The organism is Novosphingobium sp. (assembly GCF_036820275.1).
In the GTDB taxonomy this organism is placed as follows: Bacteria; Pseudomonadota; Alphaproteobacteria; order Sphingomonadales; family Sphingomonadaceae; genus Novosphingobium.
Window position 1 is genome coordinate 1 of sequence record NZ_DAISLT010000068.1, and the last position, 20807, is coordinate 20807.

Here is a 20807-nt window from a genome sequence, read left to right on the forward strand (position 1 = left end):
CCGCCGACCAGACCGCCGGAAAGTCCCCCAACTTCCTGCGCCGCTTCGCCGCCGTGCTCTCCATCTTCCTCGGCGCCGCCGTCGGCGCCACCCTGCTGCTCCACGTCGGCCTCGCCGTCCCCCTCCTCCTCGCCGGCGCCATGGTCCTTGGCGCCACCCTCCTCTTCACACGCAATCCCGGCGCCGCACTTCCGCACAGGCCCTGAACATTCCGACCGTACCCTTCGGGCGGACCGGCGCAGGATTTTCACCTGCGCCGGAACCTCGGCGCCTTCCAAGCACTACCTAGCCATACTTTCGTTTCGTTCAGTCTTCCGTCGATATGTGATCTACCGGCCGAGCGCTGACGGACATGAAGCGTACCCACGCGGGTAGCGGGAGAAGAGACCATGAAGGACCTGTCGAGTCATGTGGCACCGGGCGGCACTCCCGCTCCCACGCAGATAACCGACAGGTTCCTTCGCACGCGAAATCTCAGCCGCGAACTCGTCGAGAATCTGAACGAGGCCGACGTCACCGCCCAGTCGATGCCGGACGCCTCGCCCGCCAAGTGGCACCTCGCGCATACGACCTGGTTCTTCGAGACCTTCCTCCTGCGCGATCACGTCCCCGGCTATCGCCTGCACGACGAGCGCTGGCCCTTCCTGTTCAACAGCTATTACGAAGCGGAGGGCGCCCGTCTGGCCCGTCCGGAGCGCGGCCTGCTGACCCGGCCCACGATGGCCGAGGTGCTTGCCTATCGCGATCACGTGGAAGCCGCGATGCTGGAGGCCATGCCCTTCCTGCTGGAGCGCCAGGGCGATCTGATCGAACTGGGCATCCAGCACGAGCAGCAGCACCAGGAACTCCTGCTGACCGATATCAAGCACCTGTTTTCCCGCAATCCGCTCGGCCCGGCTTATGCACCGCCGCCGCAAGCCGCCGCGACCAGAAGCGTCCCGCTGCGCTGGATCGAAGGCACAGAAGGCCGCTTCGATATCGGCGCGGACGGGGAAACGCGCTTCGCATTCGACAACGAACTGCCCCGCCACCCCGTCTGGCTGGCACCCCATGCGCTCGCCAACCGCCCGGTCACCAATGGCGAGTGGATCGAATTCATCACCGATCAGGGATATGGCGCCGCCTCGCTCTGGCTTTCCGACGGATGGGACTGGGTGCGGCGCGAAAAGATCGCGGCCCCGCTCTACTGGCGCGGCGGCGGGCGGCAGTGGGAGCAATTCTCGCTTTCGGGCTGGCGCGCCGTCGATCCCGAAGCCCCGGTGACGCACATATCCTTCTACGAAGCCGATGCTTTCGCGACATGGGCGGGTGCCCGCCTGCCGACCGAGCAGGAATGGGAAGCCGCCGCCTATACGCGTGATCCTTCCGGCGGCACCCAACTGGACCGGGCCGAGGCCGTGGATCCCCGCGCCGAAGCGGAAGTAGAGGGCTTTGCCTCCCTTTACGGCAACGTCTGGGAATGGACCGGCTCGGCCTATCGTCCCTGGCCCGGCTATCGCCCGGCGGCAGGCGCGGTGGGCGAGTACAACGGCAAGTTCATGTCCGGCCAGTTCGTCCTGCGCGGCGGCAGCTGCGCCACACCGCGCGGCCATCTGCGCGCCAGTTATCGCAACTTCTTCCATCCGCATCAGCGCTGGCAGTTCACCGGCCTTCGCCTCGCAAGGAGCCTCTGACATGTACCTGACAGCCCCCCGGATCGACGAAACCCCGGCCTCCCGCCCCGCCGTCCAGCCCGATCCCGCCTTCCGCGCCGAAGTGCTGCGCGGGCTGGGCCAGCCGCAGAAGGCCATTCCCGCCCGCTGGTTCTACGACATGCGCGGCTCGCAGCTGTTCGAGGCGATCACCCAGGTCCCCGAATATTACCCCACCCGTACCGAAACCGCCCTGCTCCAGGCCCACTGCCCCGCGGTGGCGGACCGGATCGGAACCGAGGCCACGGTGGTCGAGTTCGGCTCCGGAAGTTCGATCAAGACGCGTATCCTGCTCCGCGCTCTGCCACGCGCGACTTATGTGCCGATCGATATCTGCGGCGAATTTCTGGACGAGGCCTGCACCGCGCTACGGGATCTGTTCCCGGCCCTGCCGATCGTTCCGGTCGAGGCGAACTTCATGGAACCGGTGCATCTGCCGCTCACCCGGGAAACTGCCGAGCGGCCGATGCTGGGCTTCTTCCCCGGCTCGACGATCGGCAACCTCGCACCGGATGCCGCAGTGGACCTGCTGCGTTCGATGCGCGAAACGCTGGGCCACGGCGCCCACCTGCTGATCGGCATCGACCGGGTGAAGGCCCCCGAGCGCCTCGTTGCCGCCTATGACGATGCGCAGGGGGTGACGGCGCTGTTCAACCTCAACCTGCTCCAGCGCATCAACCGCGAACTCGGCGGCACGATTCCGGTGGGGGAATTCCGCCATGTCGCACGCTGGAATCCCATCGCCAGCCGTATCGAGATGCACCTTGAAGCGCGCCGCGCGCTCCGCTTCGAGGTGGACGGCCAGCCCTTCCGCATGGAGGGCGGCGAGACCATCCACACCGAGAATTGCCACAAGTACCGTCCCGGCGAGATGCGGGTGCTGCTGGCCGCCGGGGGCTGGAGCGAACTGGAGCACTGGACCGACCCGCAGGGAGACTTCTCGCTGCTGTTGGCAAAGGCGGACGGCAACCGACAGGAGCCTTAGAAAAGGCGCTGTTCCAAAATGATGTCGGCTTTCAAGCCGTCAGACGGCTTAAAGCGTCTACCCCTCCGGCGCGGGATGAAACCGCATGCGGAACACCGCGCCCCTGGGATCGTTTCGCGCCGCTTCCAGATTGCCGCCGCTCCGGGCCATGAGTTCGCTGGCGATCGCCAGCCCCAGTCCCGAACTGCGCTTGAAATCGCGCCGGGCAGAGGCGAACCGGGCGAACAAGTCCCCGCCGTTCTCGAAGCCGCCTGACGGCAAGCCCGGTCCATCGTCGCTGACACGGATTTCGGCGGCGGAGTCGACCCGCACCACCACATGCGTTCCCGGCGGCGTGTGCTTCATCGCATTCTCCAGCAACGAGTCGAGTGCCCGCGCCGCCAGATGGTGAGAAGCGAACACGAGCATCCGCTCGGCCCCGACGATCTCGATTTCCTGCCCGCGCGCGATGAACAGCGGAGCGATCGCCGCTACCCGTTCTTCGGCCACCGCGCGCAAGTCCGTCACTTCCCCGGGATCGCAGGCCATCGCATCCACTTCGGCGAGCAGGAGCAGGCGCTCCACCATGGCTTCCAGAGCGTCGATCTGGCGTTGCAGGCGCGGCTGAGCCTCGGGCGATCCCTCCTGCTCCACCAGCAGGCGCAGGATCGAGAGCGGCGTGCGCAGTTCGTGTGCCGCATCCGCCGCGAAGTCGCGCTCGATGCGATAGGCTTCCTCCACCCGGTCGAGCGCGGCGTTGATCGCGCTGAGCAGCGGCAGGACTTCCTCCGGCATCCCTTCGGTATCGACACGCTGCTGCAACTGGTAGGGCGAAACCTGCCCGACCTCGCGCGAGGCCCGCTTCAGCGGCGCCAGCGACTGGCGCACGATGGTCACGTCCACCGCCAGCAGCCCCACCAGGAACACCGCCAGCAATATCCCGCCGACGAGCGCGATGTCCGCGCGCAAGTCGTCGAAGATGACGTCGGGATGATCGAGGTTCTGGACGATGACCAGCCAGCTGCCCGGCTCGCCGATCAGCGGCATGGAAACGCCGGAATAGATCCTCGGCCCCTTCACCCGCTTGAAATAGGCCGTGCCCGCCCGCGTCGGCACCGACAGCGAGGGATCGGACCGCAAGTTCTCGATCCCGACCGAGTGGCCCCGATCCTCGATCCAGAAGCTGAAGCTGGAACCCCCGCCGCGCAACGCCGAGGCCGAGTCTTCCGAGATCGACCAGCCGCCGTTCCGGCGATGGAGACCGCCCTGCATCTTCTGCGCATATTCGTCGAGCACTTGGCGTTGCAGCCGGTCGCCGGTGCTGTCGATCAGCAGCATCGCGCCCCACGCCACCAGCACCGCCGTCACCAGCGTCGCCGCCGCGTGAAGCAGCAGGATGCGCCGCAGGATCGAGTGGCTGCGCATCAGGTCTCGGGCGCGGCGCGCAGCAGGTAGCCTAGCCCGCGCACGGTGACGATCTCGATCCCCGCCTCCAGCGACTGGAGGCGGCGGCGCAGCCGGTGCACGCTGACTTCGGCGGCATTGGAGGAAAACTCCTCGCCGAGGCCGAAGAACACGGATTCGATCTGGGTCTTGCGCACCACCTTGTCGCGGTGGCGCATCAGCAGATCGAGAAGCTGCACTTCGCGCGGGGCCAGGACGATGCTGGCCTCTCCGACCCGGACCGTCTGCGAGGCCAGTTCATAGCGCAGGCGCCCGCAGGCGATCTCGCCGCCGTTCTCGCCCAGCGACCGGCGCAAGAGTGCCGCGACCCGCGCGATCAGTTCCTCGGCGGCGAAGGGCTTGGGCAGGTAGTCGTCCGCCCCGGCATTGAGCCCGGCCACCCGGTCGGCGATCGCCGAGCGCGCGGTCAGCACCAGCACCGGCAGGAAATGCCCGGCGGCGCGCAGCGAGCGGAGCAGTTCGATGCCGTCCTCGTCCGGCAGGCCGAGATCGAGCAGGAGTGCGGAATGGTTGCCCGCCTCCACCAGAATGCGCGCTTCCTCGGCGGTCGCGACGATGTCGTTGCCGAAGCCCGCCTCGCGCAAGTGCGTGCCGATCAGGTCCGCGAGTTCCGGATTGTCCTCGACGATCAGCAGGCGCATGGAAAGGTCCCTCTCAGGCTGGCACTCGTCGACGGGGGGATGCCCTTTATCGCAGTCATGCCCGCATCTATCGCGGGGATGGACGCGCGGCGCAACAGCGCGCGAGCGGCAGGATCAGACGGGAACCTCGATCGTCACCCGCAGCCCGCCTTCGGCGCGGTTCGCGGCGGCAATCGACCCCCGGCAGGTCGCGACGGCCCGCGAGGCTATGGTCAGGCCCAGTCCGAAACCGCCTCCGGCAACCGCCGCGCCGCGCACGAAAGGCTCGAACATCGTAGTTTCCATGCCGTCGGCCACGCCCGGCCCCTCGTCGCTGACCGAAATGCGAAAGGTCTCGGGGCGCGAAAGCAGTTCCGCGCGGACTTCGATCCGGCCCCCACGCGGCGAATGGCGCAGGGCATTGCGCACGACATTGTCGATTGCACTGCGCAGCAGTTCGGCATTGCCCCGGACCGGCGGAAGGTCTTCGCTTACCCGATCCGGCCCCCGATCCGGAACTGTAAAGTCGATCTTCACGCCCTTGGGCTGCGCCTCGTATTGCGCATCGGCCACCACGCTCGCCGTCACTTCCACCAGATCGAAATAGCTCTCTTCCGAATCCCGGTCGTTCTCGGCGCGGGCCAGCATGAGCAGTTCGCCGACCATGCCGTCAAGCCGCTCGACCTCGCGCTCCATCCTGTCCATCGAATGCTCGAAGCGATCTGGCGTTTGCCGGGCCAGCGCGATGGCCAGTTGCAGGCGCGCCAGGGGCGAGCGCAATTCGTGCGAAACGTCGTGCAGCAGGCGATCCCGGCTGGCGACGAGATGTTCGAGGCGGCGCGCCATGCCGTCGAACTCATGGGCAAGGTCCGCCACTTCGTCCCGGCGGCGGCCGATCTCCGGCGAGACCCGCACGGTCAATTCGCCCCGCGCCAGACGCTGGAAACCGTTACGCAGGTGATTGATCGGCCGCACCAGATACCAGGCCAGGAAAGCGCTGAACAGCAGACCGGCCACGAACCCGATCCCAAGCAGTTCGGGCGGCACGTTGAACCGCCAGGGCTCGCGGTCGCGATGATAGCGGAAGCGCAGCACCCACTCGGTTCCGGACGGATCGCGCACGCGGCGTTCCAGCACGGCATCCTCGGGATCACCCGAAAACGGCGAAGCGCGGCGAGCCTCCAGCAGGTCCAGCCGCTGGCGCTGATCCCACGGCAGGTTTCTGGCCATCTGCTCGTAGCGCGGGCGGCCTCCGGCGGAGAGCGCCTGCGTCGCCGCTTCCAGAACGGCCGGGCCGATCTGCTCGGTCATCAGGAAGGCGGGCAGTTCGCGGTCGTCGCGCAGGGCGAACAGCAACCATACCGCCTGGGTCATCAGCAGGAACGTCACCAGGAAGCCCAGCAGGATCTTCCAGAACAGCCGGAGCCGGGTCATGACACCAGCAACCGATAGCCGACCCCGCGAATGGTCTCGACATTCGCGTCGCCGCCCGACACCGCTTCCAGCTTGATCCGCAAGTTGCTGACGTGAACGTCGACGCTGCGGTCGTAGCTCTGCCGCGCCCGGCCGAGACCGCGCAGCGAAAGCGCATCCTTGGTCGATACCGCCTCGCCCGCCCGCGCGAGGACGAGCAGGATGTTGAATTCCGAAGCCGTCAGTTCAACCGCCTCGCCCCGCCACGAGGCCCTGCGCGCCGCGACCTGGATTTCGAGGTCTCCCCATCGGCAGACCGGAGGCAAGGGCGGCCCACGATCGGCAGGCTGGTGACGACGCATGTTCGCGCGCAGCCGGGCGACGAGTTCGCGCGGGAAGCAGGGCTTGGCCACGTAGTCGTCGGCACCGAGTTCGAGGCCGATCACCTTGTCCACCTCGTCGCCGCGCGCCGACAGCATGATGACCGGTACGTCGATGCTTTCGCGCAGCCGCCGCAGCACTTCGATGCCGTTCAGCCGGGGCAGCATGATGTCGAGCACCACCGCGTCGTGTTCGCCGGAAAGGGCACGATCGATCCCGTCGAGACCGTCGGTGACGATCTCCACCCGAAACCCCTCGCTTTCGAGATACTCGCCGAGCATGGCGCCCAGTTCGAGGTCGTCGTCGATCAGCAGGACGCGTTTGGCTTCCTCTTGCACCTTCCCCTGATGCCGCAAAGCACCGCGAATGTCAGCCGGTGCCGCCCGTCCTTACGGAAACTTTACAGAGCGCTTGCGAAGTCTTTACCCGCAACCCGCTCACGCCCCGCCATAGAACGGGGCATGTCGACCAAGCGCCGTCTCGTGATCGGGGGCATCCTCGTTGCCGCCGCCCTAGCCCTGTTTCTCGTCTGGAAACTGTTCTCCGGCCCCGCCGAGCCCGTCGTCGCGACTGCAAAAGTCACGCGCGGAACGATGGAGCAGACCGTGGAGGCCACCGGCACGCTGGAACCGAAGGAACTCGTGAGCGTGGGCGCGCAGGTATCCGGGCGGCTCGACGAACTGAACGTGGCGGTGGGCGATGTCGTCCATCAGGGCGACCTCATCGGCAAGATCGACCCGCGTACAGCCACGAACAGCCTCGACACCGCGCGCGCCGACCTTGCCAACATGAAGGCGCAGGCAGCAGGTGCGAAAGCCACGCTGGCCCGCCAGAAGCTGGCCTACCAGCGGCAACAGGCGCTCGGCGCGGGCGAGGCAACCTCGCAGCAGGACTTCGAGACGGCCCGGCAGGAGCTTCAGTCCGCGCAGGCAAGCTACGACGCGCTGCTGGCACAGATCCGCGCCGCGGAGGTGAGCGTCAACACCGCCGAAGTGCAGCTGGGCTTCACCAAGATCACCGCGCCGATGGACGGCGTGGTGGTGGCGATCGTCACCAAGCAGGGCCAGACGGTCAACTCGGTGCAGTCCGCCCCGACCATCGTCATCCTCGCCAAGCTCGACGTGATGACCGTGAAGGCCGAAGTCTCCGAGGCCGATGTCATCGATGTGAAGCCGGACCTGCCCGTCTACTTCACCATCCTCGGCGATCCCGACAAGCGCTACGAGGCGAAGCTGCGGCTGATCGAACCGGCGCCGGAATCGATCGTCAACGAAGTCGATTCCACCTCGACCAGCTCGTCCAGCAGCACCTCGGATTCGGCGATCTATTACAATGCCCTGTTCGAAGTGCCCAACGAGGACGGACGCCTGCGCGCGCTGATGACCGCCAAGGTCAGCATCGTGCTCGCCCGGCGCGCAAATGCGCTGATGATCCCCTCGACCGCGCTGGGCGCCAAGGGCAAGGACGGCACCTATACCGTTCGCGTGAAAGGCGAGGACGGCAAGATCGCCACCCGCAAGGTGCGCATCGGCATCGACAACAATATCAGCGCCGAAGTGCTCTCGGGCCTGAAGGAAGGCGAAACCGTGGTGGTCGGTGAAGCCAAGGCCTCGAAGACCAGCGATCAGGGGCCGATGGGCCCGCCCCCGGTCTGAGCCGCCGGTCTGAGCCGCTCCATGACCCGCACCCCGCTCATTTCCCTCTCGCACGTCCGCCGCGAGTATCCCTCGGGCGACGGCGTCTTCGCCGCGCTCAAGGACATCGTCCTGTCGATCGACGCGGGCGAGATGGTCGCCATCGTCGGCCAGTCCGGCTCCGGCAAGTCCACGCTGATGAACATCCTCGGCTGTCTCGACCGGCCGACATCCGGTTCCTACCGCATCAACGGCCGCGACACCGGCGATCTGGAGCCGGACGAACTCGCCGCGCTGCGCCGCGAGCATTTCGGCTTCATCTTCCAGCGCTACCACCTGCTGACCGACCTTTCGGCGCTTGGAAACGTCGAAGTGCCCGCCGTCTATGCGGGCCGCGCCCGCGGCGAACGGGCCGGGCGTGCCCGCGAGATCCTCGCCCGCCTCGGCCTCGGCGAGCGCACCGGCCACCGGCCCGGCCAGCTTTCGGGCGGCCAGCAGCAGCGCGTCTCGATCGCGCGCGCGCTGATGAACGGCGGCGAGGTCATCTTCGCCGACGAACCGACCGGCGCGCTCGATTCCGCCAGCGGCGTGGAAGTCATGGCGATCCTCGGCGAACTTCATGCCGAGGGCCACACGGTCATCATCGTCACCCACGACATGAAAGTGGCCGAGCACGCCGACCGCATCATCGAGATCCGCGACGGCGAGATCATCGACGACCGCCGTACCCGCGACGGCCGCGTGCGCCCGGCCGTGCAGAAGGCGCCGCCGGTCGCCAGCGGCTTCCAGCAGGTCCTCGACCGCTTCCGCGAAGCCTTCCGCATGGCGGTGCTCGCCATGTCCGCCCACAAACTGCGTACTTTCCTGACGATGCTGGGCATCATCATCGGCATCGCCTCGGTGGTCTCGGTTGTGGCGCTGGGCGGCGGCGCGCAGGAGAAGATCCTCTCCGACATCAGCAGCCTCGGCACCAATACGCTGACGATCTATCCGGGCAAGAGCTTCGGCGACATGCGCTCGGCCCGGATCGAGACGCTGAAGGATGCCGACGCCGATGCACTGGCCCAGTTGCCCTATGTCGACAGCGTGACGCCCAGCGTCTCGACCAGCGTGACCGCGCGCTATCGCAATGTCGCCGCGACCGCGCAGGTCAGCGGCGTCGGCGCCGACTACTTCCGCGTGCGCGGCCTGGAACTGATCTCGGGCAGCCTGTTCGATGCCCAGAGCGTGCGCGAACTGGCGCAGAACGTGGTGATCGACGAGAATTCGCGCGACACCCTGTTCCCGAACGGCGAGGACCCACTCGGCAAAGTCGTGCTGCTCGGCAAGGTCCCCGCCCGCGTGGTCGGCGTGGTCGGCACCCAGCAGCAGGGCTTCGGCGGCAGCGACAGCCTGACTGCCTATGTGCCCTACACCACGGTCATGAGCCGCATGCTCGGGCAGACCTACCTGTCGAGCGTGACCGTGCGCGTCAGCGACGATACCTCGACTGCAGCGGCGGAAGCTGCCGTGACCCAGCTTCTCGCCAAGCGCCACGGCACGACCGACTTCTTCATCAGCAACTCCGACGACATCCGCGAGACCATCACCAACGCCACCAACACGATGACCTTGCTGATCGCCGCCATCGCCGTGATCGCGCTGATCGTCGGCGGTATCGGGGTGATGAACATCATGCTCGTTTCGGTGACCGAGCGTACCGCCGAGATCGGCGTGCGCATGGCGGTGGGCGCACGGCAGTCGGACATTCTCCAGCAGTTCCTGATCGAGGCGGTGCTGGTCTGCCTGATCGGCGGCGTGATCGGCGTCGGCCTCTCGCTGGCGGTGGGCGTGGCCGTCTCGCTCACGCCGATCGACTTCCGCATGGCCTATTCGGTGACCTCGATCGTGGCCGCCTTCGCCTGTTCCACCCTGATCGGCGTGGTCTTCGGCTTCCTGCCCGCCCGCCGCGCGGCCCGGCTCGACCCGGTCGATGCCCTTTCGAGAGACTGATCCCGTGCCCGAGCAGACCAAACCCTTCCGCCCTGCCCTGCTGGTCGCGATCTCGCTTCTCGCACTCTGGACCGCCGGCTGCGCGGGCGTGACGCGTTCGCATTATGCCGCACCGGAACTGCCGGTTGCGGCAGGCTGGGACCAGGCCTCGCAAGGCCCGGCAAGAACGGCGGGCGCGCCGTGGTGGAACGAGTTCGACGATCCCGCCCTCACCGCGCTCGTCGATCAGGTGCTGGCCGCCAATGCCGATCTCGCGGCGGCAGGGCTGCGGTTGAAGCAGGCGCATCTCTCCGCCGAGCAGGCGCGGCAGGGCCTGTTCCCGAGCGGCAATGCCAACCTCTCCTCCAATGGCTCGAAAGCGCTGAACGGCGGCTCCAACTGGGGCAAGTCCAGTGCCGCCTCGCTCGGCGTATCGTGGGAACTCGACCTGTTCGGCCGCCTCGGCGCCACAGCCGACGCCGCCAAATGGGAAGCCCAAGCCAGCGCGCAGGACTTGGCCGAGACCCGTCTTTCGCTGATCGGCACGACGGCCCAGGCCTGGTGGCAGCTCGGCTATGCCAACGAGCAGATCGCCATCGGCGAGGAAAGCCTGGCCTACGTCCGCCGCGCGCTGGCACTGGTGCAGCGCCAGTACGACGCGGGCGCAGTCTCACGCGTCGAACTGCGCGACGCGGAACAGTCGCTGGCCGCGCAGGAAGCCGCGCAGACGCAGCTGGTGCAGGCCCGCGTCTCGGCGCTGAAGACGATCGCCGCGCTGCTCGGCCGCCAGTCCTACGAAGGCGCCGAACTCCAGACGCTGCCCCGGCAGGCCCTGCCCGCCATCGCCGCCGAAGCACCTGCCTCGCTGCTTTCCCGTCGCCCTGACCTCGCCGCAGCCGAACTGCGCCTGCGCAAGACTCTGGCGACCAGCGACGCGACAGTAGCCAGCTCTTATCCCAGCTTCAGCTTGACCGGCACATTGGGCACGGCGAGTTCCTCGCTGCTCAAGTTCTTCAGCGATCCCACCGCCAGCCTCGGCGCCGTGCTTTCGCTGGCGGAGCTGAATCCGGAGAAGATCCGCCTCGGCACCGGCATCGCCCGCGCCGACTACGAGATCGCGGTACAGTCATTCCGCCAGACTTTCTACGACGCACTGCGCGATACCCAGGTCTCGCTCTCGGCCCGCGAGCAGTACTTGCAACAGGCGGGCTTCGTGGAGGCCAACTACACCGCCGCGCGCGATGCCGAGCAGCTCTACGAACGCCAGTACCGCGCCGGAGCCATCACCTTGCGCAGCTGGCTCGACGCGCAGGAACGCCTGCGCAGCGCCCGCACCAGCCTGATCCAGAACCGCTACAACCAGCTCGTCACCCAGGTACAGGTCTATCAGGCACTGGGCGGCGAGACCGTTCCCGAGTCCTGAGCGCAACGCACCCTTACAAGCTTGTAAGGTTGTCGTAAGCCGGGCCGGAATAGCGAGGATTTCGAGCATCGGCAGGATTTGTACCTGTCGGCCGCAACATCGAAATCAGGATATGAAGCCGCAAGTCGAACTCGCGCCCGGCACGCGCCGCACTGTCGCATCTCGCCCCTCCCTCACGTCCCGGCGCCCGCGAGTTGCGCTTTTCTCCGGCAATTACAATTACGTGCGCGACGGCGCCAACCAGGCGCTGAACCGCCTGGTCGGCTATCTGGAACGCCGCGGTTGCACCGTGCGCGTCTATTCGCCGACTTCGCCGACCCCCGCCTTCGCGCCGGAGGGCACGCTGATTTCGGTGCCCTCGGTGGCGATCCCCGGACGCGGCGACTATCGCCTCGGCCTCGGCCTGCCCCGCCGCATCCGCGCGCATCTGGCCGAGTTCGCCCCGGAAATCGTCCATCTCTCGGCGCCGGACTGGACCGGCACCGCCGCCCAGCGCTTTGCCCGGCAGGCGGGCATTCCGGTCGTCACCAGCCTGCACACGCGGTTCGAGAAATATGCCGCCTTCTACGGCGCCGGTCTCGTGCGCCCGGCGATGGAGCGCCACCTCGCGCGCTTCTACCGCAATTCCAGGCGCATCCTCGTGCCCACCCCGGCCATCGCCGAGGAATTCGACCTTGCAGGCCTCGGCGGCAAGACCCGCCTCTGGGGACGCGGCGTCGATCGCAGCCAGTTCTCCCCACTCGCCCGCGACGAAGCCTGGCGCCGGGCGATGGGCGTGGCCGACGGCGAAGTGGCGGTGCTCCATTTCGGACGCCTCGTGCGCGAAAAGGGCCTGGCCGCTTTCGCGTCGCTCTGCCGCCGCCTGATTGGAGAAGGCCTCCCGGTCCGCCCGCTCGTGGTCGGAGACGGTCCCGAGCGGCAATGGCTGGAGCAGAAGCTGCCGCAGGCCCGCTTTGCCGGACACCTGATGGGTGCCGATCTCGGCCGCGCCGTGGCCAGCGCCGACCTGTTCCTCAACCCCAGCACGACCGAGGCCTTCGGCAACGTCACGCTGGAGGCCATGGCCTCGGGCCTGCCGACCGTCTGCGTCGACGTGCCGAGCGGACGCAACCTGCTGAAGGACGGCTCGGGCCTGCTCTTCGCCCACGGCGACGAGGACGGCGCGATGAAGGCACTGCGCCTGCTGGTGCAGGACGGCCGCCGCCGCGCCCAGATGGGCGCCTTCGCGCGGGAGGCCAGCAAGGCCTACGACTGGGACGGCGCCTCGCATCAGGTGCTCGAATGCTACATGGACGTGCTGGGCCGCAGCCTTGCGCCGCTCTCGGCACAGGACGCCGCCATCATCTCACGGGCGGCCTGAAGCCTCCATGGAAGAGGTGATCGCCCATGCCAGCGCCTTCGTCCAGACCCACGGGGTATGGGCCGGTCCCGTCGTGGGCGTGCTCTGCTTCGGGGAATCGCTGGCGATCGTCGGTCTCTTCGTGCCGGCCACGGCGGTCATGCTGGCAATCGGCGGACTGATCGGCGCCGACGCGCTGGACGCCTGGCCGATCTTCCTCTGGGCCGTGCTCGGATCGATCCTGGGCGACTGGGTCTCCTATCTCTTCGGAAACCGCATCGGCCCGCGCGTCTATCGCCGCTGGCCGCTCAACCGCCATCGCCCGGCGGTGGCCCGGACCCGCCTGTTCTTCCGCAAATACGGCTTCGCGGCGATCTTCATGGGCCGCTTCCTCGGCCCGATCCGCGCGACGGTGCCGCTGGTGGCAGGCGTGCTCGCCATGCCCCGGCGACCGTTCCAGATCGCCAACGTCGCCTCGGCCTGCCTCTGGGTGCCGCTGATGTTCGCCCCTGGCTACCTCGCCGCCGGACCGCTCGGCGCGGCCCTGGCGATCGACGAGAGCAAGCTGGTGCTCGGCGGCCTCGTGCTCGCGGCGGTGGCGATGGGCGTGACCCTGCTCGGCTCGCGCCTGCTCGGGCGCAGGAAGCGGTCGAGGGCATGAAATCCAGCATGACGACAGCAAGCGATGGGGTGATGGAATGGGCGTGAAGACGATCGGACGAGTTTTCCTGGGCGGCACGGCAGCGCTGCTCGCCGGGTGCAGCGGCACGCCGAAAGTGGCCGAGGCCCCGCCGCCGCCGCCCGTAGTGGCGGTGATTCCGCCGCGCCCGATGCCGCCGCTGGGCGCCTCGCCGAACATGATCATTCCCGCCAGGACGGTCGACGGCACGCGCCGCACCGTCAACAGCGAGGTTTCCGCCGCCCAGGCGCTCTGGAACTTGCGCTCGGCCTACAATGTCGCCGCGCTCAACTGCACCGGCACGGAAGGCGCACCGATCCTGGCCGGCTACACCGAGTTCCAGAAGAAATATGCCAAGTCGCTGGCGGCGACCAACAAGAGCCTCGACAAGGAATACAAGACCCGCTTCGGCGCCAAGGCGATCCGCGAGCGCGAGTCCTACCAGACGCAGGTCTACAATTTCTTCGCCCTGCCGCCCGTGGTGCCTTCGCTGTGCCAGGCCGCGATGGAACTGACCACTGCGCTCCAGACCGTTCCCGCCGCGCAGCTCGAAGGTTTTGCGACGACGACCGGCCTCGCCCGCGCCGAAGCGCCGTTCCGCGCCTTCTTTGACAGCTATGAGCAGTACCAGGCCGACCTGCTTGCCTGGGAATCGCAATACGGCGCTGCCCGCGCCGCTGCCCCGGAAGAAACGCAAACCATTGCAGCTCCCGCCGTGGCGGCAAATCTTTTCTGAAAGAGAAAAACTGTGAACAAAGCCCTGTAAGGATGCCGTAAGCGGGGTTAGTATAGCCCTTGCGTTGTCGGTTCCATGTTCATCGCTGGAACCACACGCGGGGGCAATCTTGGGACGAAACGGCGTGGCGGATCACGAGCTTATTTCGACGGCATGCGTGCCGGCAACCGAAGGTTTCTACATCTCCACCCGTCCGCGGTTCGGCCCGGAGCAGGCCGTTCCCGCCGAGATGGACCAGGTGCTTGCCTGGCGGGTCGATACCTTCAAGGTCAGGGGCGATGTGACGCCGCTCTCCACTATCACGCCCGTCACGATCAACGGCAGCCTGGATTCCGCCGAGTTCGCACTGCTGCGGCCGGACGGCACGATCGAGTATCCCGACGGCTCGTCGATCGCCGTTGGCGGCGGCGCGCGCCTGCGTCTGGTCGACGACAAGCTCTGAGTTCAGCCGGATTGCCTGCCTGACGGAACCGCGCGGCAGCCGCCCCGTTCCTGATCCATGTCGATAGAAGCCCTGATCGCCCAGTTCGGCCTTCCCGCCGTTGCCCTCGGGGCGGGGCTGGAGGGCGAGACGGTCGTCATGACCGGCGGCCTCATCGCGCATCAGGGCCTGCTGCCGCTCTACGGCGTGATGATCGCCGCGGCGATCGGCTCCTTCGTGGCGGACCAGTTCTTCTTCCTGCTCGGCCGCCGTTTCCGTTCGCACCGACTGGTCCGCAAAGTCACCGAGAGACCCGCCTTCGCCCGCGTGCTGACGATGCTGGAGCGCTATCCCACCGGCTTCATCCTCGCCTTTCGCTTCCTCTACGGCTTGAGGACGATAAGCCCGATCGCTATCGGCACTTCGGCCGTGCCGGCCCGTCGTTTCGTGCTGCTCAACGCCGTCGCAGCAATGGTCTGGGGCGCGGTGATCGCCGGGATCGGCTACAGCTTCGGCGAAGGCGTCGAAATGGCCTTCGGGCATTTGCGCCGCTTCGGCCACGTCGCGCTGGCGATTGCTGCGCTCGTGGCCGTTGCGACGGCTGTGACCCTGCTGGTGCGGGGAAGACTCAACCGCTCGATGGGTGCGGAAGAATAGGCATTAGCCGCATTTGCTGAAGCCGCATTGCGGACAGGTGAGACATCCCTCCATCATGATCGCCGCGTCCTCGCCGCAATTCGGACAGGTCTCTCCCACGGGAGCGGCAGCGGACACCGCGACCGGGCCTTGTGCATGTTCGCGCAGGATGCGGCCGATCAGCGCGATCAGGCTCGGCGCATAGCGCCCCTTGGTGTCGTGTTCCAGCGCCACGAAAGCCCCGCCCTTGGCCGAATGCACCCGCTCCAGCTCCTCGAAGATGAAGACCGCATCGCCCCGGCGACAGACCGCCGAGAGCGTACGCGTCAATGCCGCCATCGTCTCGAAGTTCTCGGCCGAACTGGTGTTGATGAAGATCTCGAAGGGAATACGGCGGCCGTCCGGCGCGAGATAGTCGTTGATGGTGAGGTAGTAGTTCTCCCCGTCCACCGGCCACTTGATCTTGATCGTCCTTCCCTGGAGCGTCTCCGGACGCTTCGGAACGGGAGCCTCGGCCGGGAAGGACGGCGCCTCCGCCTGCTTCGGCTTTTCCACGACAGGCTCCGACAGCACCGACCCGCGCACGCCGCTGGGGCGGTAGGTGGTGCAACCCTTCATGCCCTTTTCCCAGGCCGTGAGGTAGACCGCCCTGAACGCCTCGTAAGACATGTCCGCCGGACAGTTGATGGTCTTGGAAATCGCCGCATCCACCCATTTCTGCGCGGCGGCGGCTACGGCGATATGGTCCTCCACCGAAAGCTCCAGCGCAGTCACCATGTAGGGCGGCAGCGGCGCGGCAGCATCGAAACCCGGCAGGCGGCTGTAGAGATACCAGCCATAGTCCTCGACCGTGAAGCTCTCGGTCCGCTGCTCGGTCGCGGTCTGCTCGACGACGACGGCGCGGTTGTAGCGCCAGGAGAAGCTCGGCTCGATGCCGGAACTGACATTGCCGTAGAAGATGCTGGTCGTGCCGGTCGGCGCGATGGTGAGCAGCACGCCGTTGCGGATGCCGTGTTTCGCCAAGTCCTTGCGGATATCGGCAGGCAGCTTGTCGAGCATCGGCGCGCGAGCGAACTTGTCCTTGTCATAGGCCGGGAACGGCCCCCGCTCCTTCGCCAGGTCGATCGAGGCGCGATAGGCCTCCGCCGCCATCGCCGCGCAGATTTCCTCGACCTTGGGCACACTGGCCTCGCCGTAGCGCAGGCCGAGTTGCTGGAGCAGATTGCCAAGCCCCGTAAAGCCCAGCCCGACACGGCGTTTGGCCTGCGCCTCCAGTCGCTGGTCCTCGGTGGGGAAAGGCGAGGTTTCCAGCACGTTATCGAGGAAGCGCACACCGATCCGCACCGTTGCCGCCAACCGATCCCAGTCGACCCGCGCCTCGGCGGTGAAGGGATCGAGCACCATGTTGGCGAGATTGACATGGCCGAGATCGCAATCGCCGTTGGGCGGCAAGGGCTGCTCGCCGCAAGGGTTGGTGGCGGAAATCGTCTCGCAATAGGAAAGGTTGTTGAGCCGGTTCACCCGGTCCACGAAGACCACACCCGGCTCGGCATATTCGTACGTCGTGCGGGTGATGAGGTCGAACAATTCCGCCGCGCGCATGCGGCGATAGACGTACCACGGCTTGCCGTCGCGCTCGGTCACGGCGACATGGCTGCCGTCGGCGCGCGGGATCGAAAAGCCCAGGTCCCAATCCGCGTCGGCTTCCAGCGCGGCCATGAAATCGTCGGTGATCGCCACCGAGACATTGAAGTTCTTCAGCACGTCCTTGCGCGTCTTCGCCTCGATGAAGGCGAGCACATCCGGATGCCAGACCGGCAGCATCGCCATCATCGCCCCGCGCCGCGAACCGCTGCTGCGGATCGTCACGCACATGCCGTCCCACATGACCATGAACGGGATCACGCCCGAGGAAACCGAGGCGGTGCGCGCCACGAGAGCGCCGTCGGGCCGGATCGTGCCGAAGTCCATGCCGATGCCGCCACCCTGCTGCTGGGTGAAGGCCGCCACTTTCAGCGCCTCCATGATGCCCACGCCGGGCAGGTCCGGCTCGGTATCCATGGAATCCTGGATCGTCGGGCTGACGAAGCAGTTGATCCAGGTGACGCGCTTGCCCGTACCCGCGCCGGCGAAGATGCGCCCGCCGGGCACCCAGTCGCGTGCCTCCAGCGCCGCCAGCGCCTGCGCGGCGTGGGCCGGATCGTCCTTGGCATAGACCCCGGCCACGACGCGGCGGAACGTATCCGAAGGGCTTTGCTCGTCGGCGTGACGGTACTTTTCCTTCCAGACGTGGAGGGTAACGGGCTGGTCGAGCGGGCCGGACGAAATCGGGGCGGGCATGTCGGTTCCTTATCGAGTTCAGGTGGACGCCGGGCACGCGTCAGCGCGCGACGGACCAAGGACCGTAATCAGGATAACGGCCCCGAGCGCATTTGGTTGTCGGTGAAGAGTTGGCGCGCTTCAGCCGCGCGGAGCACGTCCGAGCGGCGCGCGTCCGGCGGCCGACCTGCTGGCATGAGTCATCGGGGCGCGAAGCGGCGCCTTGGTAGCGATCATGGCGGCAATCTCCGCAGAAATCTCAGCGTGCCCAAGCCTTTTGGACACCGACGAATTTCAAGATACCGTTCGGTTTTTCAAATACAACCCGACCCGCAAATTTTCATGGTGGGGGAAACCCCTCAGCGCTCCAGCAGCGGCGGGAGCGCCAGTCGCACGAGATCGCCCGCGCGCGGTTCCGCCACGAACGTCAGAGCCGGGGCAAACGCGATCTCGAACAGCAGGGCACCCAGGGTTTCGGCCTCGGCGGTGGAGCGCGGAAAGCGGTCCAGCAGGTATGTTCCCAGCTTGCGCCATTGCGACCGGACGATCTCCTCCTGGCGGCGCAGCGAATCCTTGCCCTGCGCCACGCGGGCATGTTCCAGGATCGTCAGCGACCATCCGCCGAACTGCGACCGCTCGTCTGCCCACTCGGCCAGAATATCGACGATATCCGGCGTTTCCGATGCCCCATCCAGTCGCTCCAACAGGCCCTTGAGGTTCTCCTCGTTCTCCGACTCCAGCACGGCCAGGAAGATCGCCTCCTTACCGTCGAAGTTCGAATAGACCGCTCCCTTGCTGTAACCCGCCGCCTCGGCGATGCGGTCCAGCGAGGTCACCGCATAGCCGTCGCGCCGGAACAGTTCGCGCGCGGATTTCAACAGCCTCAGACGCGTGAGCGCCTGGGTTTCACTTCGCGTCAAGCGCGTCATCTTGCCCTGTCTCCTGTCGGCCCGCCTCGTTCGGGCGGCCTTTTCCTTGTCTTGCCGAGACGGCGCCTGTGGCGTCCGCCTCGGATACCATTGAGTATTTATATTACCGTTTCCGCCCGCTGGAAACGGCGCTTCGATCAGCTTTCGAACTTCTCCGTCGTATCCGCCGCACCCTTGACCCAATAGCCGCTGGCCTTGAGCCATTGCGGCACATGGCCGAGTTCTTCCAGCACGTGCTTGCGCAGCACGCGCGTGACGCTGCCCTCGGCGGCAATGAAGATGAAGCCGTCGCCCGGCGGCGGCACGAACCCGCGCAGCGCCTCCAGCAGCGGTGCAGCTTCGGCGGCCTGGACGGCAGGGCGGTGAACCCAGATCGCCTCGTGCCGCGCCTCGGTCTCGAAGACCTGCTCCTCGGTCGGACCCGTCACCGCGGCGATGCTGGTCACCGGCGTTCCCGGCGCGAGTTCCTCGATACGGCGGCCGATCGCGGGAAGCGCGGTCTCGTCACCGACCAGCAGCCACCAGTCGAAGTCCTGCGGGACGACCAGCGAACCGCGCGGCCCGCCGATCCGTGCCTCGTCGCCCGGCTTGGCATTGACCGCCCAGGCGGTGACCGGCCCGGCCTCGTGAATTGCGAAATCGACGGTCAGTTCGTTCTTCTCGGCGTCGTAGCGACGCGGCGTATAGTCGCGCATCGCCGTACCGCCGCCCTCTCCTTCACCTTCCGGCGCGAAGACCTTGATGTGATCGTCGGGTGCCAGACTCGTGAAACCGGCAAGCTCATCCCCTGCCAGAGTAAGACGCAGCATGTTCGGCGTGACATGCTCGACCCGGCGGATCGCCAGAGTGCGGCGGTGCAGTTCGTGGCGGACACGGTTGATCTGATGTTTCATGGGCTCTCCTGCGAGCGAGTGGGCCTTCCCTCTCCATTCAGATACTCATGGGTATTCCTATTCGCAAGATGGCGCCGCTCTTTTACCTCCGAGGCGAAGGCGCGCAGAATCAAACAATGATCGGTCAACTTGATCTCGATGACTTGGCGTTACGAAATATCAGGCAGACACACACCCCTGACTAACAGCGCCTACTAAGCATTTTTAACTTGACCCGTATAAGTGCCGGTTCGGATCTATTTTTAATAGACTCGCAATATAATCGCCCTCAAATGTTCCAAATTCGGGATTTATATCCCGCGTTCTGAGCGTTTTTATACGCCGCGTCGGGGGTGCCTTATGGGCTTGGCACTCCAATTTCTTCGTGGCGTCGGGGGGAATTTTATGCGGGGGTTCGGGACCTGGTTCCGTTCGCGCGGCGTCCGGCTTGTCTGCGCAGTGCTGCGTCGATCACGCGGTTGCGGCGACATTCTATCACAAACTGCGTCGCTCGACCGCACTGCCGGAGCCTATCTCCGTACCCTGTTGAGCGCCCTGCTGATTTTGTTGCCCACAGGAGCCTGGGCGGCTTCGACCGGCTGTGACGAGATCAACACCCTCGGCGGCGTGTTCATCGTTGATTCGGTCGGAAATGGAACCGACAAGTTCACCACTCCAGGCCCGCACACTTTGGCCGATGGAGAAAGGGTCAATTACGCCTGGTCCGGAAACACCAAGGGCGCCTATATATACATCCTCTGGACTCAAAATAACGGCAGCACATATGCTGTCAGTTCGGTTTTGGATTCAACGGCGATTTCAGGCGCAGGAAGTTTTGTTTTTTCCGGAACAAGCCCAGACGACTACTTCCAGGTCGGCATCGCCGATACAAATTATCTCACGCCGCCCAGCACCCCGAAGCCTTCCTCGCACAACAGCACGGTCGTCATCAGCATCAGCTGCTCGTCCAATCCTGTCCTGGGCGTCGCGATGAGCCATGCGAGCAACGCGGCGCAGGGCGGGTTGATAAGCTACACGATCACGCCGAGCGTGACCAGCAACTCCACGACCTCGGCGGTGCTGACGGCGAGTCTGAACCTTCCGGTGGGGATGAGCATTTCGGCGTTGTCTGGTGCGGGCTGGACCTGCACGGCGGCGGGTCAGACCGGCTCATGCACGCGGACCGGCAGCTTCGGTCCGGGCACGGGTCCGGTCATCAACCTGGTTGCGGCCTTTGCCGCCAATGCGACCACGCCGCTGGTGCCTTCGGTGACCTTGTCCGGGGGCGGGGCGAGCGCTTCGGCTTCGGCCAGCG

18 protein-coding genes and 1 pseudogene are annotated in these 20807 nt (G+C 66.4%); 12 read left to right on the top strand and 7 right to left on the bottom strand.

Annotated features, from left to right (window positions below; translation table 11 throughout):
• From V7066_RS27765 to egtD, 3 genes and pseudogenes are all read left to right on the top strand, one after another.
• Positions 1 to 206: pseudogene (locus tag V7066_RS27765) on the top strand (DUF1275 domain-containing protein); the annotation flags it as partial.
• A 183-nt stretch (positions 207 to 389) separates the two neighbouring features.
• Positions 390 to 1673: an ergothioneine biosynthesis protein EgtB gene (gene egtB, locus V7066_RS27770; protein ID WP_334186162.1), complete on the top strand. Its 1284-nt coding sequence runs from the start codon at positions 390 to 392 to the stop codon at positions 1671 to 1673.
• Position 1674: 1 nt separating this feature from the next.
• Positions 1675 to 2676 carry an L-histidine N(alpha)-methyltransferase gene (egtD, locus tag V7066_RS27775; protein ID WP_334186163.1) on the top strand — a complete coding sequence of 334 codons (1002 nt, stop codon included), beginning with the start codon at positions 1675 to 1677 and terminating at the stop codon, positions 2674 to 2676.
• A 57-nt stretch (positions 2677 to 2733) separates the two neighbouring features.
• Here the strand turns inward: egtD and V7066_RS27780 are convergent, their stop codons facing one another.
• From V7066_RS27780 to V7066_RS27795, 4 genes are all read right to left on the bottom strand, one after another.
• Positions 2734 to 4080: a sensor histidine kinase gene (locus V7066_RS27780; protein WP_334186164.1), complete on the bottom strand. Its 1347-nt coding sequence runs from the start codon at positions 4078 to 4080 to the stop codon at positions 2734 to 2736.
• A complete protein-coding gene (locus tag V7066_RS27785) occupies positions 4080 to 4760 on the bottom strand; it encodes a response regulator transcription factor (RefSeq protein ID WP_334186165.1) in 681 nt (226 codons plus the stop codon). The genes V7066_RS27780 and V7066_RS27785 overlap by 1 nt, the downstream gene beginning before the upstream one ends.
• A gap of 114 nt (positions 4761 to 4874) precedes the next feature.
• On the bottom strand, positions 4875 to 6173 hold the full coding sequence (locus tag V7066_RS27790; RefSeq protein WP_334186166.1) for a sensor histidine kinase: 1299 nt from the start codon (positions 6171 to 6173) through the stop codon (positions 4875 to 4877).
• Positions 6170 to 6871, bottom strand: a complete 702-nt coding sequence (locus V7066_RS27795) for a response regulator transcription factor (RefSeq protein ID WP_334186167.1) — start codon at positions 6869 to 6871, stop codon at positions 6170 to 6172. Before V7066_RS27795 ends, V7066_RS27790 begins: the two co-directional genes overlap by 4 nt.
• 123 nt (positions 6872 to 6994) lie before the next feature.
• Between V7066_RS27795 and V7066_RS27800 the strand changes: the two genes are divergently transcribed.
• From V7066_RS27800 to V7066_RS27835, 8 genes are all read left to right on the top strand, one after another.
• On the top strand, positions 6995 to 8188 hold the full coding sequence (locus V7066_RS27800) for an efflux RND transporter periplasmic adaptor subunit (RefSeq protein ID WP_334186168.1): 1194 nt from the start codon (positions 6995 to 6997) through the stop codon (positions 8186 to 8188).
• A gap of 21 nt (positions 8189 to 8209) precedes the next feature.
• Positions 8210 to 10159, top strand: a complete 1950-nt coding sequence (locus V7066_RS27805) for a MacB family efflux pump subunit (protein WP_334186169.1) — start codon at positions 8210 to 8212, stop codon at positions 10157 to 10159.
• Between the two features lie 4 nt (positions 10160 to 10163).
• Positions 10164 to 11561, top strand: a complete 1398-nt coding sequence (locus tag V7066_RS27810) for an efflux transporter outer membrane subunit (protein ID WP_334186170.1) — start codon at positions 10164 to 10166, stop codon at positions 11559 to 11561.
• A gap of 112 nt (positions 11562 to 11673) precedes the next feature.
• A complete protein-coding gene (locus V7066_RS27815; protein WP_334186171.1) occupies positions 11674 to 12921 on the top strand; it encodes a glycosyltransferase family 4 protein in 1248 nt (415 codons plus the stop codon).
• Positions 12922 to 12928: 7 nt separating this feature from the next.
• Positions 12929 to 13561, top strand: a complete 633-nt coding sequence (locus V7066_RS27820) for a DedA family protein (protein ID WP_334186172.1) — start codon at positions 12929 to 12931, stop codon at positions 13559 to 13561.
• Between the two features lie 37 nt (positions 13562 to 13598).
• Positions 13599 to 14315, top strand: a complete 717-nt coding sequence (locus tag V7066_RS27825) for a hypothetical protein (RefSeq protein ID WP_442947391.1) — start codon at positions 13599 to 13601, stop codon at positions 14313 to 14315.
• A 157-nt stretch (positions 14316 to 14472) separates the two neighbouring features.
• Positions 14473 to 14757 carry a hypothetical protein gene (locus V7066_RS27830; protein ID WP_334186174.1) on the top strand — a complete coding sequence of 95 codons (285 nt, stop codon included), beginning with the start codon at positions 14473 to 14475 and terminating at the stop codon, positions 14755 to 14757.
• Between the two features lie 57 nt (positions 14758 to 14814).
• On the top strand, positions 14815 to 15393 hold the full coding sequence (locus V7066_RS27835) for a DedA family protein (RefSeq protein ID WP_334186175.1): 579 nt from the start codon (positions 14815 to 14817) through the stop codon (positions 15391 to 15393).
• Between the two features lie 3 nt (positions 15394 to 15396).
• Here the strand turns inward: V7066_RS27835 and V7066_RS27840 are convergent, their stop codons facing one another.
• From V7066_RS27840 to V7066_RS27850, 3 genes are all read right to left on the bottom strand, one after another.
• Entirely contained in the window at positions 15397 to 17712 is a 2316-nt protein-coding gene (locus V7066_RS27840) for an adenosylcobalamin-dependent ribonucleoside-diphosphate reductase (protein ID WP_334186176.1), read from the bottom strand.
• Positions 17713 to 18050: 338 nt separating this feature from the next.
• Positions 18051 to 18620 (bottom strand): TetR/AcrR family transcriptional regulator, encoded by a 570-nt coding sequence (locus V7066_RS27845; protein ID WP_334186177.1) that lies wholly within the window; start codon positions 18618 to 18620, stop codon positions 18051 to 18053.
• Between the two features lie 137 nt (positions 18621 to 18757).
• Positions 18758 to 19513, bottom strand: coding sequence for a siderophore-interacting protein (locus V7066_RS27850; protein ID WP_334186178.1), 756 nt, complete (start codon positions 19511 to 19513; stop codon positions 18758 to 18760).
• Between the two features lie 339 nt (positions 19514 to 19852).
• Here V7066_RS27850 and V7066_RS27855 point away from each other — a divergent pair.
• A partial coding sequence (locus tag V7066_RS27855; RefSeq protein ID WP_334186179.1) for a hypothetical protein occupies positions 19853 to 20807 on the top strand: 955 nt, incomplete at its 3' end.